Annotated in this window: 14 protein-coding genes; all 14 read left to right on the top strand. The window is 52.5% G+C overall.

The features are described 5' to 3' along the window. The first annotated feature begins 72 nt into the window (after positions 1-72). A complete protein-coding gene (locus ACQ4N8_RS02840; protein ID WP_430702800.1) occupies positions 73-957 on the top strand; it encodes a carbohydrate ABC transporter permease in 885 nt (294 codons plus the stop codon). After that, a complete protein-coding gene (locus tag ACQ4N8_RS02835; protein WP_430702799.1) occupies positions 957-1,784 on the top strand; it encodes a carbohydrate ABC transporter permease in 828 nt (275 codons plus the stop codon). The genes ACQ4N8_RS02840 and ACQ4N8_RS02835 overlap by 1 nt, the downstream gene beginning before the upstream one ends. An 83-nt stretch (positions 1,785-1,867) precedes the next feature. Beyond that, a complete protein-coding gene (locus ACQ4N8_RS02830) occupies positions 1,868-3,712 on the top strand; it encodes a cache domain-containing sensor histidine kinase (RefSeq protein WP_430702798.1) in 1,845 nt (614 codons plus the stop codon). Beyond that, positions 3,687-5,294, top strand: coding sequence for a response regulator transcription factor (locus ACQ4N8_RS02825; protein ID WP_430702797.1), 1,608 nt, complete (start codon positions 3,687-3,689; stop codon positions 5,292-5,294). Before ACQ4N8_RS02830 ends, ACQ4N8_RS02825 begins: the two co-directional genes overlap by 26 nt. Before the next feature lie 245 nt (positions 5,295-5,539). After that, on the top strand, positions 5,540-7,132 hold the full coding sequence (gene nagZ, locus ACQ4N8_RS02820; RefSeq protein WP_430702796.1) for a beta-N-acetylhexosaminidase: 1,593 nt from the start codon (positions 5,540-5,542) through the stop codon (positions 7,130-7,132). 233 nt (positions 7,133-7,365) lie between these two features. Then, positions 7,366-9,582 carry a copper amine oxidase N-terminal domain-containing protein gene (locus ACQ4N8_RS02815; protein ID WP_430702795.1) on the top strand — a complete coding sequence of 739 codons (2,217 nt, stop codon included), beginning with the start codon at positions 7,366-7,368 and terminating at the stop codon, positions 9,580-9,582. Between the two features lie 297 nt (positions 9,583-9,879). Continuing rightward, positions 9,880-10,941: a YrpD family protein gene (locus tag ACQ4N8_RS02810; RefSeq protein WP_430702794.1), complete on the top strand. Its 1,062-nt coding sequence runs from the start codon at positions 9,880-9,882 to the stop codon at positions 10,939-10,941. A gap of 136 nt (positions 10,942-11,077) precedes the next feature. Beyond that, entirely contained in the window at positions 11,078-11,524 is a 447-nt protein-coding gene (locus ACQ4N8_RS02805; protein WP_430702793.1) for a copper amine oxidase N-terminal domain-containing protein, read from the top strand. Between the two features lie 229 nt (positions 11,525-11,753). Further along, a complete protein-coding gene (locus ACQ4N8_RS02800) occupies positions 11,754-12,218 on the top strand; it encodes a Fur family transcriptional regulator (protein WP_430702792.1) in 465 nt (154 codons plus the stop codon). A 1-nt stretch (position 12,219) separates the two neighbouring features. Continuing rightward, the gene (yidD, locus tag ACQ4N8_RS02795) at positions 12,220-12,507 is read left to right on the top strand and encodes a membrane protein insertion efficiency factor YidD (protein WP_430702791.1); all 288 of its coding nucleotides are present in this window, start codon (positions 12,220-12,222) and stop codon (positions 12,505-12,507) included. A gap of 490 nt (positions 12,508-12,997) precedes the next feature. Next, positions 12,998-15,016 (top strand): methionine--tRNA ligase, encoded by a 2,019-nt coding sequence (gene metG, locus ACQ4N8_RS02790; protein ID WP_430702790.1) that lies wholly within the window; start codon positions 12,998-13,000, stop codon positions 15,014-15,016. Positions 15,017-15,478: 462 nt separating this feature from the next. Further along, positions 15,479-16,480: a metal ABC transporter solute-binding protein, Zn/Mn family gene (locus ACQ4N8_RS02785; RefSeq protein ID WP_430702789.1), complete on the top strand. Its 1,002-nt coding sequence runs from the start codon at positions 15,479-15,481 to the stop codon at positions 16,478-16,480. 35 nt (positions 16,481-16,515) lie between these two features. After that, positions 16,516-17,277, top strand: coding sequence for a metal ABC transporter ATP-binding protein (locus ACQ4N8_RS02780; RefSeq protein WP_430702788.1), 762 nt, complete (start codon positions 16,516-16,518; stop codon positions 17,275-17,277). A gap of 67 nt (positions 17,278-17,344) precedes the next feature. Beyond that, a complete protein-coding gene (locus tag ACQ4N8_RS02775; protein WP_430702787.1) occupies positions 17,345-18,148 on the top strand; it encodes a metal ABC transporter permease in 804 nt (267 codons plus the stop codon). Positions 18,149-18,169: the final 21 nt, after the last annotated feature.

Below are 18,169 nucleotides of genomic sequence, written 5' to 3'. Positions count from 1 at the left end.
TTCGAAGCAAGGGCGTCACCCGCCTCATACGACGCGGGGACGCCCTTGCTTCCAACTACGGAGGTTATAGGCATGAACAAAGCGCTCAGAAACCCTCTGATCTATGGTTTGTTTGTACTCCCTGCATTCATTTTATTTCTCGCTTTTTTTATCTATCCGATTTTTACGGCCATCAACAACAGCTTTACCAGCTGGAACGGCATCTCCAAAAACATGGCCTACATCGGCCTGGATAACTACGTGATGGCATTCGAGGATCAGGCTTTCTGGAAATCGGTGCGCAACAACGTTTATTTCATTGTGTTCTCCTGCCTGATCCAGGTGCCGATCATCATCATCTTCTCGCTGCTGATCGCCAACGTCAAAAAGCTAAAGGGCTTGTACAAGACGGCCGTCTTTATGCCGTCCATCATGTCCACCGCCGTCATCGGCATTTTGTGGGGGTTCATTTACAACCCCGACTTTGGCTTGATGAACGAATTGCTGGGCGTGTTCGGCGTTCCTCCGGTGTACTGGCTATCCGATAAAAGCTGGGCGATGATCGCCATCCTGATTACGAATGCCTGGCAATGGACCGGTTTCTATATCGTCATGGTGCTGGCCGCCATCCTTTCGATTCCGCGGGAGCTCGACGAAGCGGCGGCGATCGACGGAGCCAACGGCATCCAGCGTGCCTTCAAAATCACGATCCCGCTGATCATGCCGATCATTTCGGTCGTGGTGATGCTGTCGGTCGCCGGGGCGATGAAGGCGGCGGATATCGTGCTGGTCATGACCAAAGGCGGACCGGCCGGTTCGACGGATGTCATGGCGACGTACATGATAAGGTACGCCATCACCAGCTTCCGCCATGGCTTCGGCAATTCCATCGCGGTGCTCATCTTCGTCTTCACGATCATCATCACCGCCCTGTATCAGCTGCTCGTGGCCAGACGCACAGAAAGGATTGAATACTGATGAGAGTACTGAAAAAGACGATCCCGCATATTTTCCTGATGGCTTATCTGCTCGTCATTCTGTATCCTTTTCTGTTCGTATTGTTCTCCTCGGTGAAAACGGACAATCAGGCGATCGCGTCCAATCCGTTCGGCTTGCCGTCGTCGGTCATTTTCGATAACTACGTGAACGCGTGGGTGAACGCCAAAATCAGCACTTATTTTTTTAACAGCTTATATATCGGCGTATTGTCGGCTTGCTTATCCATTTTGTTTGCCGCCATGCTGGCGTTTGCGGTCACGCGGATGCGCTATGGCCGGATCAGCGCCATCGTGTTCCAGCTCATCCTGCTGGGGATGCTGATTCCGAACAACTCCCTGCTGCTGCCGATCTACGGGATCATGCGCAAGCTTGACGTGCTCGACACGCATATGGCGCTGATATTGCCTTACGTAGCCAACGCGATTCCGTTTTCGGTCATTATCCTGGCGGCGTTCATGCGCTCCATTCCCGGTGAAATCGAAGAAGCCGCGGTCATGGATGGGCTTGGCTCTGCGCGTATGTTCGTCAAAATCATGATCCCGCTGACGGTGCCGGCGATCGTCACGGTGTTTATCATCAATTTCCTGGGCAACTGGAACGAGTTTTTGCTGGCCAATTATTTCTTGTCCAGCGACGAACTGCGCACGCTGCCGGTGGGCATGGTCGGATTCCGAGACGCCTACAATACGAACTATGCGCAAATGTCGGCCGGCATCGTGTTCAGCGTATTGCCGGTCATGATCATCTATGCGGTGCTGCAGGAAAAAATTATTGAAGGCGTTACGGCCGGCAGCGTTAAAGGATAGGCGGCATCGTGGTAAAATGGGGATATCTTAACCGATCGTTCCAAATCATGACTACCTAGTTTACCTATTGGGAGCTGCCGCCGATGAACCTGCGCATTAAACTGTTCACCGCTTTTTTGGGGCTTGTCATCATCCCTTTGTTTGTACTCGGCATCATTACGTTTTTGGTTACGTTTAATTCTATCGAGAAGAAATACAGCCAGCAGGCGGAATACTCGCTGAAAGCGATAGGCTATAGCATTAAGAGCGCTTTTCAGGAAATGGACAATGTCACCGACAATGGTATTGCCAAAGGGGTGTTTCAGTCCGCGTTGTCGGCCAAGGATCCGAATTCGCAGGATTTGACCGCCACGACCCAGCTGGAGCTCAATGCCAATCAGCGGAATTTCCGCTCGCTTTTGTACAGCCATCCGGCGATCGACTACGCTTTTTTGTACAATATCCACGGGGGCAGGGACTCGAACGTCATTCCCATCTTTAACAAGGAGAATTTCGAGACGTTGCCCTACGAAAAATTCAAGGAGCATCCCTTATACGACGAAGTGATGGCCCTAAACGGCCAGCCTAAATGGATCGCTCCGCACGAGTATCCGGAATTGACCGGATCGGACAACGTGTTCACGCAAATTCGCCTGATTAAGGAGCTCAGCGATCTGAAGCGGGTCGGGGTGCTGGTCGTGCAGATCAAAAACTGGGAGTTCGAGAAGATATTCCAGAACCTGAAATTAGGCAGCAATATGCGGGATACCCGGTTCATGCTGGTCAATGACAAAGGCTTGATTTTGTACGATTATCAGGCGGAGCTGGACGGTCAGAGCATCGGGGCGTATCTTCCGAAGGAATGGCGGTTCGGCGAAGGCTATCAGAGTTTTAAGGGCAAGTTCGACGGCGAAGAAAGCGTGGTTTCCATCTACAAGCTGCAGGATTATCCCTGGAGCCTCGTCTCGGTGACGTCCTGGAGTTATTTGTCGCAGGAGGTAACGACGTTCGCCAAATGGTTCGTAGCGATCATTTGCGTTTGCGTGCTGACCGCGATGTTGTTCAACCTGATCTTCATGAACCGGATCACCGGCACGATCGGGGTAATCGTGCGGTTCATGCGCAAGGTGGAAAGCGGCGACTTGAACGCCCGGGTAGACGAGAAGGGCGACGACGAGCTGTTGCTGCTGCAAAAGGGCTTCAACAACCAGATGGATAAAATCAACGAGTTGTTCGAGCAAGTCAAACGCGAGCAGCTGCAGAAAGCCAACGCCGAGCTGCGGGTGCTGCAGGCGCAAATCAAGCCGCATTTCCTGTTCAATACCTTGGAATCGATCAACGTGCTGGCCGTTCAGAACGAAGGACGGAAAGTGAGCGAAATGGTGCTCCGCCTTGCCAGCATCCTGCGCATCAGCATCCAGGACAAGGAAGAGATCAAGCTGAACCTGGAAATCGAGCATTTGCGCAGCTATTTGGAGATACAGAAGTTCCGGTTCGACGATCTGTTTGATTATGACATCGCCATACCGGACGAAATGATGAATTGCCTGCTGCTGAAATTGACCCTTCAACCGTTGGTGGAGAACTGCATACAGCACGGTTTTGAGGGGATCTCCTACAAAGGCAGAATCTCGGTCACGGGGAGATTGGAAAAAGACCGGATTCTGCTGCGGATCGAGGATAACGGAATCGGGATGACGAACGAGCAGCTGGCGAAGGTCCAATATGCCGATTTGGAAGATCCGGCTTACCGGTCGCCGGCGCCTTATCCGAATCATGAACGCCGGGGGTTGGGGCTTCGCAGCGTTTATGACCGGCTGAGGTTTCAATACGGGGGCAAATACGGGCTGTTTATCTGTTCGCAGCCCGGACGCGGAACGACGATTCAGTGCGTGATACCTAACTATGGGGCGGGTGGTAACGATGAGATTAAAAGCGCTGCTGGTTGACGATGAGATTCATATCCTCACGAACTTATCCAAGGTGCTGCCTTGGGAAGAGATGGGGTTTGAAATCGTTGGTTTGGCGAGGAACGGCAAGGATGCGCTGGAAGCGGCTTCCGAGCATCGTCCCGATTTGATCTTGAGCGATATCCGCATGCCGGTAATGGACGGCATCATGCTGCTGCAACACCTCCGGGAGCGGGAGATCCCTTGCGAAATCCTGCTGCTGACCGGATATCAGGAGTTCGAATACGCCAGAACGGCAATCCGTTACGGCGTGAAGGATTACATCTGCAAGCCGATCAATTACGTCGAGCTTGAGGAGACCGTCCGGGGCATCGCAAGACAAATCCGCGATAAGCGAAAAAGCCTCAACAAAGAGCGGCGGCTGAATCAGGTGGTCGATTTGGCGAACGAGAACTTCCTGCTGCACTCTCTGCTCGGACAGGAGACGGAGCAGGAAGGGCTGCTCTGGGACGAGGAGGAGGGGACGGCGGAGGAACGCCGATACGCCATGCTGCTGCTCGATTTGGAAGGGTATTCCCACCGCTCTATCGTGTGGACCGTCCATGAACGAAAGGCCTGGAATTTGCATATCAAACATGCGCTGAAAGACATGTTCGCCGAGACATTGGCCGGTCTGACGGTACTGCAGATCCGCGAGGGCGAATGGTGCCTCGTGTTTCCGGCCCCGGCTGCCGATAAGCCTGTGGCCGAAGAAGCGCTGCTTCCGGGTTTTGAACGTCTCCGGCAATTAATCCAGAGCAAGGAGGAGCTGCCGGTCCGGATGTGTTTGGATCAGCAGCCGCATCGCTTGCAGGAACTGGCGATCTTGTACCATCGCCTGCAGCATAGACTGATCTTGAACTCGACGCAGGAATGGTTCGCGGAGGCGGACGCGGCGCCTGCGCATTTCTCAGGATCGGATCCGGACGGCATGGAACTGCAGTGGGGCTGGATCGAGCAGCTCGGAACCGGCTTGCGCAACGGCAGCCAGGAGACTCTGGAGCATATTGTCGCGGAGCTGAAAGCGTATATCGGGCATTTGGATGAGAACCGGATAGGCGCTACGGAGAAGCTACTGCACTATCTTTTGATTCATTTGCTGCGCGAAATGCGCGAGCTGCAAATGCTGCCGAGGGAACAGGAAGAGGCTTTATGGCATAAGCTGCGGCAGTCGATGAGCATCAAGGAGCTGTTGTCCCTGATCGTTTCCATGATCGAGCAGTCGCGGAGCTGCCTGTCGGCGAAGAAATCCTCGGAGCTGTTGATGATGTCCGCGCAGAATTATATCCAGAATCATCTTGGGCGCGATTTCGGGATCGAGGACATCGCCGATTATCTCGGCATAAGCAGCAGCTATTTCTGTTTGCTCTTCAAAAATCATTTCGGCGAAACGTTCGTGGAGTATCTTACCAAGCAACGCATGGAAATGGCGAAATGCCTGCTGCGCAGCAGCGAGCGCTCCATCGCCCAAATCGGCACTTCCATCGGCTATCAAGAGCGGCGCTATTTTACCAAGGTGTTTCAGAAATACACCGGGATGACTCCGTCGGATTTTCGGCTGAAGGAATCGAACGTATCGTAATAGAGCGATCAAAAGATGACTTTTTGAACGACCGTTTCAATAAAGGTTCAAAAAGACAGGTTTTAAGCACCGAGAAGGTTGGATGAAGCTAGGGCATGAGTAGCGGGCGGAGCGTAGATGGATCTACGTGAGCAACGGAAGGCCCGGCTGAATTCAAGATTCGACGTCGATTGAGCTTCTTGACCAGCTTCGTGATTAAAAGATGACTTTTTGAACTTCCTATTTAAAGAAGAGGGGGACGGCAAGTGGACTTGGCGGCATGGACTTTAGAGGAAAAGATCGGGCAGCTGTTTATTTGCGGCTTTCACAGCCTGACGGTCGACGAGCAGATTCAAACGTTGACGCAGCGCTATCATGTCGGCGGGGTGGTTTATTTCCGGCGCAATATCGGATCGATCGAGCAGTTGGCGGCTTTGTCGCGAGGCTTGCAGGCGCTGTCTCGCAGCCGTCCGGAGGTTCCGTTGTTCATCTCGATCGACCAGGAAGGCGGCATGGTCGCCAGGCTGGATCATGAAGGGATGAGCCGCATTCCGGGAAATATGGCGTTAGGGGCGGCCGGCGATCCGGCCTTGACGGAAGAGGTAGCGGTCCTCGCCGCGCGGGAAATGCTTCAGCTCGGCATCAACTTTAATTTCGCGCCGTGCGTGGACGTGAACAACAATCCGTCCAACCCGGTGATCGGCGTGCGGTCTTTCGGGGAGAATCCGCAGCAGGTCGCCGTTCACGGGGCCGCAGCGATCCGGGGCTACCAGAGCCAGGGTGTGATCGCAACGGCCAAGCATTTTCCGGGGCATGGCGATACGGCGGTCGATTCCCACCTGGGTTTGGCCAGCGTACCGCACGGTAAGGAACGCCTGCAACAGGTGGAACTGCTCCCGTTCCGCCAAGCTATTGCCGCGGATGTAGATGCGATTATGACTGCGCACGTGATTTTTCCGGCATTCGAACCGGAGGAAATTCCGGCTACCTTATCGCGCCGGGTGTTAACCGATTTGCTTCGAGACGAACTGGGGTACCGGGGGCTGATCGTGACCGATTGCCTGGAGATGCAGGCTATCGCCAACCACTACGGCATCGCCGAGGGGGCGGTTCGCGCGATCGAAGCTGGCACGGATCTCGTGCTCGTGAGCCACACGTTAGCGGATCAGATTGCCGCGATCGAGCGGGTGTGCGAAGCGGTACGGAGCGGCCGGATTAGCGAGGCGCGGATCGACGGCTCGGTCCGGCGCATTCTGGCGATGAAAGCGAAGCGGATGGGAGATGCGGCGGGAGCGTCGAACGCGTCGAATCCGCTAACGCCTGTGGCGGTGAGCGAAGCGCTGCTGCGGCGAGCGGCCGAAGCCAGCGTCACGCTGGTGCGCGACACCGGCAATCTGCCGCTGCAGACGGACCAGCCGGTGCTGGTCGTCTGGCCGGAGCTGCGCCATCGTACCGAGGTGGATGAGCCGGCGGTGCATCAGTATACGCTGGCGGATGCTTTGGAACCGCTGCACGATCAAGTTACGGTTTCGGTTATCGGCACGCGGCCAACCGAGGAAGAGATCTCGGCGGTGACTGCGCAAAGCGAACGGTTCGGCCAGATCGTCGTGGCTACCTATACGGCGGAGGGGGAAATTCCCGAAGGCCAGAAACGATTGGTGCAGCGCTTGCAGCAAATCGAAGGCAATCGGCTGATCGTCGTCTCCACCCGCAATCCTTACGATCTGCGGGCTTTTCCGGAGATCGGTACGTATTTATGCCTATATGAAAATCGTCAGTTCGCACTGGATGCGCTGGCCAAGGCGTTAACCGGAAGGTTGCGGGCGCGGGGCGCGCTGCCGGTCAACCTGCTTCCGTGATCGACGGCGTGGCCGGAAACGGAAGAAATAAATTTTTCAAGAAGCCCGGAAGCGATTTCCGGGCGTTTTTTTGCGGCTGGACGGCAGAAACTACGAAGAGATGCGGAAGCCGTCTCCCGCTTATGCCAATTTGTTGTCGCCACGACCAGCAACTTTTCGACTTTACCTGCGTTTAATAAAATGTGAGATAATGAGAGAGTTAAACAAAATGGGAGAGTAAAGGGAGTTAAGGCATGAATTTTAAGAGAATGTTGATCACCACGATTTTGGCGGCATCGCAAATCGCCATGGTTCTTCCGGCGAGCGCCGAGGAACTTGTGCCAGGAAACCCGGATACGACGATCGTAACGGACCAGTCGGCGAACTCGGAGACAACGCCCGATTCCACTGTGACGCAGGACGGGAATGCCGGCACAATTCAGCCTGACGATTCGAGCGTGGAGCAGGGAACGGACGGGACCGATGGGGGAGCGGTAACGGGCGAGGAGGGGCAGGAAGGCCGTGAGAACGGGGAGGAGCAGGTTCCGCCGGTCAATCCGGTTACGCCTCCGGTCAACCAAGGGATCCAGAATGCCTCGAACTCGGGCCAGTTGATCCTGATGACGAACAGCAAGAAGATGTACCAAAACGGCAATGAATACCTCGCGGCACATCCGATGGAGGTCAAGGACGGGGTTTCGTACGTATCGATTCGCGCCATTGTAGAACGGGCCGGTTTTCAGCTCTCTTTTGACAACAGTACCAAAGAGACGATCATTAAACGAGGCAACGACGAGCTTCGCTTTAAAATGAATACGACCTCGTACAAAGTCAACGGGGTTACCCAAACGATGCGGGGCAAATCTTACTCCGTGAATAACAACTTTATGGTGCCGTTAACGGCAATCACCAAGGCCTTAAACATAACTTATTCCTATGATGCCGTAGGCAAGCGGGTGATCGTCAATTTGTCCACCTTGCCGGAAGCTTCGTTTACGATCGGCAACAAGGAAGTCGTGGCCGGGGAAACTCAGGTCCAGTATATTACCAGCGCTTCCTCTCCGATCGGGCTGGATATCGTCAACGAGGAATGGATCGGACGGCAGGACGTCTTCATGACGCCGGGCAGCTATACCGTTACATACCGGGTGCAGGATTCGAGTGGCCAATGGAGCAATCCGTATACGCTGACGATCAACGTCGTCAAGCCGCACACGCCGCCGGTAGCGAATTTTACGACGGATAAAGACACCTATAAAATGGGTGAGCTGATTACGTATACCGATCTTAGTACGGACGAGGTCGGCATTACGGAGCGCATTTGGGAAAACAAACAATTGGCGTTCTTTACGCCGGGAACGATGACGATCCGACTCAAGGTCGTGAATAAATTCGGCCTGTACTCGACGGTCGAAAAGACGATTACGATCACGAACGAAACGTTGTATACGCAAGATGAGTTCAACAAGTTATTCATGCCGGTCGGGGAAAAATACACGTTCGACGGGACGCAGGTTCCAAGCTGGGAACGGCTGAAATATGCGTTCCAATCCGAAGCGGTGACGCTGATTCGCAGCAACAGCCCGGAAACCGTATATTCCAAAGGGATTTTATATAAGGAATCGGCGATCGGGAACACGCGGTTCATGATCCACCACGCCAACTCTACGGGGAAAACCGTGAAAATGTATGTGATCGCGACGAACAACAACTCCGAAACGACGCGCCTATCCCAAAGCAACCTGGGCTTCGGGGGGCCAAGTGCGTACGCAACTGCGGCGGGCAAAGCTTCGGTGCAGCGTTATTACGAATCGATGCAAACCGGCAGCAAATACAAAGATACGTGGTTTGCTCCGGGGGAAAGCAAGATCATCCTGAACGAGCTGAGCGCCACGGCGATGAAACAAGGCGACGTGATCTCGTTGTTTGCGGACTTATACAGCGATCATACGTTGAATTACACGGTCATCATGGTCGATCAGGAGCAGGATCCGTTCAAAACCCTTCCTTACCTGAGTGCTCTTGAACCTGACATTCATAACCGCGGCACGTATATGGAAGCGAACCGCAACATCGAATATACCGACCTGATCGGCAATACGCCGTCCCGGCTGCTGATCGGCGATAACTCCAGCGACCCGTTCCTGATCGGTGCGGATGGCATTAAAGGAGACTACCGCATGAACGCCGGCAACTTCGGCGTGCTGTACCGGATCAAGCTGTACCGCGTCGCGCCGAATACGTTGATTACGTTTAATCCGCGCGGCGGGAATTACTCGGGAGCGGTCATGGTTAACGGCAATATCGTGTATTTGCCGAACAACGGAGGACTAGGCGCACCAAACGAGAACGCCGTCCTGTTCCGTACCGGCGAGCGCGAGCAAACCGTGGAGCTGCTGTTCACAGCGGCCCCGGGCAGCAACTTGTCCGTGAACCTGCTGTTCCAGCAGATGCCGGAGAAGAGAAACTAAGCGAATAAAAAAGGCACGGCGACTGTTCGCCGTGCCTTTTTTATTCGGAATAATTGCCGCGGTGATTCCACGCTCTAAGTAAATTCATGCAGATAAAACGATCCCAAAGAGGGCAATCATGGCCAGCATGGTATAGTGCTTCTACCCGTAAGGGAGCAGGCTGCTCAAATAGATAACCAGAAGATTTAATTAAAGAAAAATAAATTTATTTAATCAATAGGGAAAATATATAGAATTTTCTGTTAAAAAAAACTATTAGTTAAAATACCAAAGGAGAGTGTGAAATGAAAAAAAACTGTGACAGGGTTGCTATTAACCACAGTGTTACTTATGTCTGTTTCAAGTGTTTCGGCTTCGCCTCCAACTTATCAAGATACGACGGATACCCGAAAAGAAATACAAATATCTAATTTAAGCAGTTCGTTTTTACCTGACGATCAATTACAGAATATGATTGAACATGCTAAAGAAGTCTTGAATGAAGTAAAATCGGAAAATACATTGTCTTTGCAAAGCATTGACCGATCATACCAGTATATTTATCTTCCTACAGATCCAAGCGAAATTAGTTATGTTTATGAGGAACCTTTAGGCGGAGCTCCTCAGTTAACGCTTTTGGATTCAAATATTGGAACTGACTCTTATACCCCAAATTCACTACCGACGGATCAGACAGATTTTATATCTGATGGTGTTGGAGGAAGAATATATATAACTCCTTCAGGGTCTTCAAGCTCATATTTGAGCACATCTTTAAAATTACCAGCTGATAGCGAAGTTATCCCTAATACTGCAGCCTATAACTATATTGGGTTTACTGCTTCTAACGTTGAATCTGATTTTGGAACAGTATATGTAACTACTGCTGGCCCGAATTCTACTGAAAAGGGATGGAGAGTTGCTGTTACCCTCAAAATCAACGGAAGTAAAGTAACAATGAACCCTGTTTCTCCATATAATCAAATGTGGAATAAAAATGCTTATCTTTCTAATTCAACTGTAGTTTTGTATACTTGGTATAATTATAGTGGAAAGGCTCGACTTAAGGTTGATGGAACGGCCACCTGTGCAGATAATGCTTGTACTAATTCTGCAAATACCTCTCTTACTTCGGTATTTGAATCGGGAGTAATTGGTTCAAGCGGATTAAGCTCTATTTCAAATTGGAAACTTTTATCCACAGTTGTATCTAGTAACAACACCGGAAAAAATAAAGCTATTTTTAGCAATATCAAAATTAATGGTACTGCTGTCCCTAGTAGTTCATTTGGAACACCACAACAAGATCATGCTTATATAACTCGAGATAGCAGCAATACTGTTACAATTGATGTGGATTCATCAAAATATCCTCTCTAAGATTAGTGAAAAAAAGGGCTATCCAAGTGGGTAGCCTTTAAACTGTATTTATTAATTAATTTTGGAAAAACATGCAACAAAATAATAAAATGAACGTCAATATTAATAGACATCATTATCACAGGAGGGATACAATTTGAAAATTAAAACATTATTTATCAGTGCTGCTCTTTTGGTTTTGGTCGCATTGTCTTCGATATCGAATGTAAATGCAGCAGTAACGCCTGTATATGGCTCAGTTGTTGTAAATGGAGAAACACTTAACTTTGAAGCAAAGCCGATTGTGTTGAACGGAAATACCATGGTTCCTTTTCGTCAAATATTTGAGGCAATGGGAATGGGTGTTGAATGGAACAATGAAACTAAAACAGTCACAGCTACAAAAGCTGATCTTGCAATTAAGATGACTCCTGACAACTTTAAAGCAAGTGTCAACGATAAAGAATATACACTTACTCAGACTCCTTTTGTTACCCCGGAAGGTATATTTTACGTAAATCTTAGATTTATAAGTGAAGCTGCAGGAGCCACTGTAAGTTGGGATAATATTAACAAGGTGGCTACTATCGATACCGAAGCTTGAACAGATAGGATTCGAAATTCATGATCAATATAGTCAATAGTATCGTAAGAAGCGGATTTCTGTCCGCTTTTTTCTTTTCCTTCGTTTGGTTGCTCATTGAGATGATTTGGAGTTTTTATATGCCCAATTGTGATGTTATAAAATCCCCCGCCGCATTGACGGAGCATACGATTTGGGGCATTATTAGAGAAGACGCATGGAGGTAAGGTTCAGACGGGAGGAATGTCACATGCTGTCGACGGAGGAAATTATCAAGGTGATGTCCAGCCGGGGGCTGCGGATTACCGACCAGCGAAAAAGCTTGGCCAAGCTGTTCGCCGAGCGGGACGGTTATTTGACCCCGAAGGATGTCTATGACTATATGGGCAAACAGTATAGCGGACTTAGCTTCGATACCGTGTACCGGAATCTTCGGGTCATGGAGGAGCTGGGCGTACTGGAACAGGTCATGTTCGAGGACGGGCTGAAGTTCAGAGCCGGCTGCAGCAGCGAAGGCCATCACCATCATCATATGATTTGCCTGCAATGCGAGAAGACGTACCCGATTCATTTTTGCCCGATGCCGTTAACCGACGCGCCGGAGCAGTTTCAGGTCGTGAAACATAAATTCGAGGTTTTCGGGTATTGTAAAAACTGCCGTCCGGACGGCAAAGCGCAGACGCAGCCGTTACCGGAGCAGAACGGAGTGTCCTGAGATGGGCGTGGTACGCAAAACGTTTCAAGCGCCGATTCATGTATACCGCAAATTCATTTCGCCGCTCAAACCGCCTACCTGCCGGTTTTATCCGACTTGCTCGGCTTATGCCCTGGAGGCCATCGAGGTGCATGGTCCGGTCAAGGGCTCGTGGCTGGCGGCCAAACGGATCGTAAAATGCCATCCGTTTCATCCCGGAGGCATTGACCTTGTACCGCCCAAAGCGGAGAAGAAACGCGGTGGAGAACCCGGCACGCCTCCTTTAAGCGGGGGACAGGCCGGACAATAGCACGCCCTGGGCTGAGCGGCTTGACATGGCATGCAACTTTTTTTAATATAAAAGAAACTTATAGTGAGAGTTCAAAAAGTCGGGTTTTCGATGTCGAGTATGCTTCATAGGTTTACTTCGTGATCAAAAGACGACTTTTTGAACAACCTCTTATATACTTCCAGCGAACGGATGAGTACAAGGAACATTCCAGCCACAGAGAGCCGGGGCAGCTGCAAACCGGTCTGGAGCGTCTTTGGAATATGGTCCGGGAGGAACCGCTTTCGAGCTTGAAACGCTGCGGGACATGCGTTTGAAGTAAGGGGGCGGCGTGTAGTCCGGCGTTAACGGAAGGTCGTCATCGACCAACGGAGCCCGTCGTCTGCAAAGGCGCGGGGAATTTGGGTGGTAACACGTGAGAACTCTCTCGTCCCATTGGGGCGGGAGTTTTTTTGTTGTCATTTTATTAATGATGACTTTTGAACTACCTCTTAAAGGAGATGGATGTATCATGTCAGGAAAACCAACGTTTTATCTTACGACGCCGATTTATTATCCCAGCGACAAGCTGCATATCGGGCATGCCTATACGACGGTAGCCGGGGATGCGATGGCCCGTTATAAGCGCCTGCGCGGCTTCGACGTCCGTTACTTGACCGGGACGGATGAGCATGGGCAGAAGATCGAGCAAAAAGCCCGGGAGAAGGGCCAAACCCCGCAGCAGTTCGTGGACGGGATCGTGGCGGGGATCAAACAGCTGTGGGAGAAGCTGGACATTTCCTACGATGATTTTATCCGCACGACGGAACCGCGGCACAAGCAGGTCGTGGAGGAGATCTTCGACCGCTTGCTGAAGCAAGGCGACATTTACAAAGGCGAATACGAAGGCTGGTACAGCATTCCCGACGAGACATACTACACCGAATCGCAGCTCGTTGACGTTGTCCGCAACGATAAGGGCGAGGTCATCGGCGGCAAAAGCCCGGAAAGCGGCCATGCCGTAGAACTGGTGAAAGAAGACTGCTATTTCTTCCGGATGAGCCATTATGTGGATCGCCTGCTCAAGTATTATGAGGAGAACCCCGAGTTCATTCAGCCCGAATCGCGCAAAAACGAGATGATCAACAACTTCATCAAGCCGGGGCTGGAGGATCTGGCCGTGTCGCGGACGACGTTCGACTGGGGGGTTAAGGTGAAAGGCGATCCGAAGCACGTTGTGTACGTGTGGATCGATGCCTTGTCCAACTACATTACCGCGCTGGGCTACGGCACGGATAATCAGGAGCTGTATGAACGGTATTGGCCGGCGGACGTGCATTTGGTCGGCAAAGAGATCGTACGGTTCCATACGATTTACTGGCCGATCATGCTGATGGCGCTGGGGCTTCCGCTGCCGAAAAAGGTGTTCGGTCACGGATGGCTGTTGATGAAGGGCGGCAAAATGTCCAAATCGAAAGGCAACGTGGTAGACCCGAACGTGTTGATCGACCGGTACGGCCTCGACGCGACCCGCTATTATTTGCTGCGCGAGGTGCCGTTCGGCTCGGACGGTTCGTTTACGCCGGAAAGCTTCGTGCAGCGGGTCAATTCCGACCTGGCCAACGATCTCGGCAACTTGTTGAACCGCACGGTAGCGATGGTCGACAAATACTTCGGCGGCAAGGTACCGACGTATCAACCGAACGTCACCACGTACGATGCGGAGCTGGTGAAAACGGCGGAAGAAACCGTGCGCAAGGTTGAAGAAGTGATGGAGAAGATGGAGTTCTCCGTGGCGCTGACCCATATCGGAGCATTCATTAGCCGCACGAACAAATACATCGACGAGACGCAGCCATGGGTGCTGGCGAAGGACGAAGCGAAGCAAGGCGAGCTCGCTTCGGTCATGGTGCATTTGGACGAGTCGCTGCGCATCGCCTCGATCCTGCTGCAGCCGTTCCTGACGCAGGCGCCGGCGAAGATTTGGGCGCAGCTTGGGCTGGCACCCGGCGAGCTGACGAGCTGGGAGAGCTCGAAGACGTTCGGCCTGATTCCGGCCGGAACGAAGCTCGTCAAAGGCGAGCCGATCTTCCCGCGGCTCGACGCGGAGCAGGAAATCGAGTTCATCGCGAACTCGATGACGGGCGGGGCGCCGGCGGCAGAGGTAGCGGCCCCGGCCGCCGCGGCTTCGACGGCTTCGGCCGCCGTAGAGCAGCCGGAGCTGAAGGACGAAATCGGCATCGACGATTTCGCCAAGGTGGAGCTGCGCGTGGCGCAGGTGCTGGCGTGCGAGCAGGTAGAGAAAGCCGACAAGCTGCTGAAGCTGCAGCTGGATCTCGGCTTTGAGCAGCGCCAGGTCGTGTCCGGCATTGCCAAGTTTTACAAGCCGGAGGAACTGGTCGGCCGCAAAGTGATTTGCGTGACCAACCTCAAGCCGGTGAAGCTGCGCGGCGAGATGTCCCAGGGCATGATTCTGGCCGCCTCGCACGGCGACCAGCTGACGCTGGCCACCGTGCCGGATTCGATGCCGAACGGCGCGATCGTGAAATAGCATTCGAACAGACTGCGGCTATTGGCCGCGATTCAACCGCCGGGAGCGTTCATTCGCTCCCGGCGGTTTTGTTGCTTGGCGTCCCCAAGCGGATAGTACATAGCATTTAGAAGCTCCGTTGCTTCCGAACGCTAATGGACTTCAGAGGCGTTAATTGCCCGAAAAAAGGGAGCGGAAAATTGTAACGGACTGGACAGACCTTATTTCCCGCAAATTAGCCCCTATAGCCTCAATTGAGGCATAATAACGTCGCCGGTGTCCGCTACAGCGGGAAATAGCCGGGAAATGGCCGATTAACGTCTATACGGTCCGTTACGCACTCCCCAGTCTGTTGGCAAGGGTATTGCTTCTTGCCCTATTACAGAGATAACGAGACCGGTTGTGATTTAGAGGTTGACAACCGTTGGGGAAGGACCTATAATCCTTTTGGTAATCATTACGATTAAGAGAGGGAGAAAATAGATGCATCTTCTTAGAAAACGACGGGGAATCATGACCGGGGCTCTGCTGCTTACGATCCTGCTGCTTCTTTTGCCGGGATGTGGCAAAAGCGCGGGCGGGAACATCGTGGAGGGCAAAGTGAACGTCGTGACCAGCTTTTATCCGATATATGAATTTTCCAAGGCGATCGGCGGCGAGGACGCCAATGTCATCAACCTGCTGCCGACCGGCGTGGAGCCGCATGATTGGACGCCGCGCAGCCAGGATATTCTGAATACGTCCAAGGCGCAGCTCTTTCTGTATAACGGGGCCGGCTTGGAAGGATGGGTTCCGAACTTTTTGAAGGGTTTGGGGGACGGAGCTGCCGTCAAAACCGTGGAGGTCAGCCAAGGCATATCGCTGATCGAAGCCGAAGGCGACGACGGCCACGGGCATGGCGAGGGGGCGGAGGCCAATGAAGAGGCTCATGCCGAGGGTAACGCCGAGTCCGCCGATGACCATCATCTTGACCCGCATACCTGGGTAAGCCCGAAATCGGCCATGGTGATGGCGGAAAATATCAAAAACAGCTACATCGAGGTGGACCCGGAGCATCAAGCGGATTATGAAGCGCGTTTTGAAACGCTGATCGGCCAACTGCAAGCGCTGGATGCCAAATTTACCGAGGAGCTGGCGGCCTTGCCGAACAAAGAGATCGTCGTGTCGCACCAGGCTTTTGGGTATTTGTGCCGAGACTACGGCCTGACCCAACATGCGATTATGGGGCTCTCGCCGGAAGCGGAACCGCGGGCCCAGGATCTGGTCGCGTTATCCCAAGTGGTGAAGGATGAGGGGATCCGCTATATTTTCTTCGAAGAGCTGGTATCCGATAAACTGGCCAAGACGCTCGCTTCCGAAGCCAGCGTGGAGACGCTTGTCCTGAATCCGGTGGAAGGGCTGACGGAGGCCCAGGCGAAAGCCGGGGATAATTACTTCACTTTGATGGAGAAAAATTTGCAAAATCTGATTCTGGCTCTACAATAGGAAGAAGACTACTCGTACCGGAAGGACGCTAATTTATGAAATCCGACCTTATTACGGCCCCTGCGGCCGTTTGTCATGACAATATCATCGAGCTGGACCGGGTCTCTTTCGCTTATCAGGAGCAAAAAGTGATCTCCGATTTCAGCTTCGTGATCCGGGAGCGCGACTTCGTCGGGGTGATCGGCTCCAACGGGGCGGGGAAAACGACGTTGCTGCGGATGATGGTCGGCTTGCTTGCGCCGACGGAGGGGCAAATCCGCTTGTTCGGCGAGCCGATCCGCCGTTTCCGCGATTGGGAGCGCATTGGCTACGTCCCGCAGAAAAACGCCTTCAACCCGCTTTTTCCGGCGACGGTTCGCGAGGTGGTGCTTTCCGGCTTGTACAACAACAAAAAGCTGTTTCGCCGGATCGGCCGCGAGGAGCAGCGCAAATGCGACGACGCGCTGGAGGTTATGCGGATCGGCGACATCCAGGACAAACGGATCGGCCAGCTGTCGGGAGGCCAGCAGCAGCGCGTTTTCCTGGCCAGGGCTTTGGTCAACAAGCCGGATTTGCTGATCTTGGACGAACCGACCGTCGGCATCGATGCGCAAACGCAGGCCGACTTTTTCGAATTGATATTCCATATGCATGCTCATCACCATATGACGTTCCTTATGGTGTCGCATGATATCGGGATGATCGAAGGGCAATTGGGCAGCGAACCCCGCGATCGTTGCGGGGCGATCAAGTTTTATGTGCGCCATTCGCATGAGCAGGACTGTGCGATCCCGGACCTGCAGCATTCGCTCGTTTAATAAGCCAAGCATGCGCAGGCTTTCGAAGCAAGCTTGGCTTTGCAAAATGTTTTAGGAGTTGTGAACCTTGGAAATATTTACCGCTGATTTTTTTCAACGAGCGCTGGCCGGTGGCCTGATGATCGGCATAACCACGCCGCTGATCGGGATCTTTTTGGTGCTGCGCCGCCTGTCCATGATTGGGGATACGTTGGCCCACGTAACGATTGCCGGAGTGGCTTTAGGTTTTTTGCTAGGTGTTTATCCGGTTGGCGTTGGTTTAGCGTTTGCGGTTGTGGCCTCATTTGCCATCGAAAAACTGCGGAAGGCTTATAAAGGCTACGCCGAGCTATCGATAGCCATCATTATGTCCGGAGGCGTGGCGCTGGCTTCCCTGTTTTTTACGATGGGCATGGGATACAATACGGATGTAACCAGTTATCTATTCGGCAGCATATTCACGCTCGAACCAAAGGATTTGTATGTGGCGCTATCCGTAACCGTTGCCGTCGCTTTAGTCGTGTTTTTGTTGTTTAAGGAGTTTTTCCTTTTGACATTTGAGGAGGATGCCGCCGCCGTCAGCGGGTTACCGGTCAAGCTGCTGAATCTGTTGCTGACGGTATTGACGGCTTTGGTAATCAGTACTGCTATTAAATTCGTAGGCGCGTTGTTGATTTCCGCGCTTCTGACAATTCCGGTCGCATGTAGTCTGCTGATAGCCAGAAGCTTCAAAAACTCGGTTATCTTATCCGTTACTATTGCGGAAATAGCTGTTGTGATAGGCCTTATGACCGCTGGGATTTGGAATTTAGCGCCTAGCGCCACGATCGTTCTGCTGCTGATCTGCATGTTGATTTTAACCCTGCTGGGCAAGCGCGGCTTTTCCGCCTAGCGGGAATGTACATAGGAGGTT

The sequence above is a fragment of the Paenibacillus macerans genome, assembly GCF_050565405.1.
In the GTDB taxonomy this organism is placed as follows: Bacteria; Bacillota; Bacilli; order Paenibacillales; family Paenibacillaceae; genus Fontibacillus; species Fontibacillus macerans_B.
Note: the sequence above shows the minus strand (reverse complement) of the source record. Positions and strands in the feature narration are given on the sequence as shown.

Excerpts from the sequence above, each read along its gene's own strand:
- ACQ4N8_RS02840 (WP_430702800.1), top strand. The coding sequence starts at position 73 with ATGAACAAAGCGCTCAGAAACCCTCTGATCTATGGTTTGTTTGTACTC.
- ACQ4N8_RS02835 (WP_430702799.1), top strand. The coding sequence starts at position 957 with ATGAGAGTACTGAAAAAGACGATCCCGCATATTTTCCTGATGGCTTAT.
- ACQ4N8_RS02830 (WP_430702798.1), top strand. The coding sequence starts at position 1,868 with ATGAACCTGCGCATTAAACTGTTCACCGCTTTTTTGGGGCTTGTCATC.
- ACQ4N8_RS02825 (WP_430702797.1), top strand. The coding sequence starts at position 3,687 with ATGAGATTAAAAGCGCTGCTGGTTGACGATGAGATTCATATCCTCACG.
- ACQ4N8_RS02815 (WP_430702795.1), top strand. The coding sequence starts at position 7,366 with ATGAATTTTAAGAGAATGTTGATCACCACGATTTTGGCGGCATCGCAA.
- ACQ4N8_RS02800 (WP_430702792.1), top strand. The coding sequence starts at position 11,754 with ATGCTGTCGACGGAGGAAATTATCAAGGTGATGTCCAGCCGGGGGCTG.
- yidD (WP_430702791.1), top strand. The coding sequence starts at position 12,220 with ATGGGCGTGGTACGCAAAACGTTTCAAGCGCCGATTCATGTATACCGC.
- metG (WP_430702790.1), top strand. The coding sequence starts at position 12,998 with ATGTCAGGAAAACCAACGTTTTATCTTACGACGCCGATTTATTATCCC.
- ACQ4N8_RS02785 (WP_430702789.1), top strand. The coding sequence starts at position 15,479 with ATGCATCTTCTTAGAAAACGACGGGGAATCATGACCGGGGCTCTGCTG.
- ACQ4N8_RS02780 (WP_430702788.1), top strand. The coding sequence starts at position 16,516 with ATGAAATCCGACCTTATTACGGCCCCTGCGGCCGTTTGTCATGACAAT.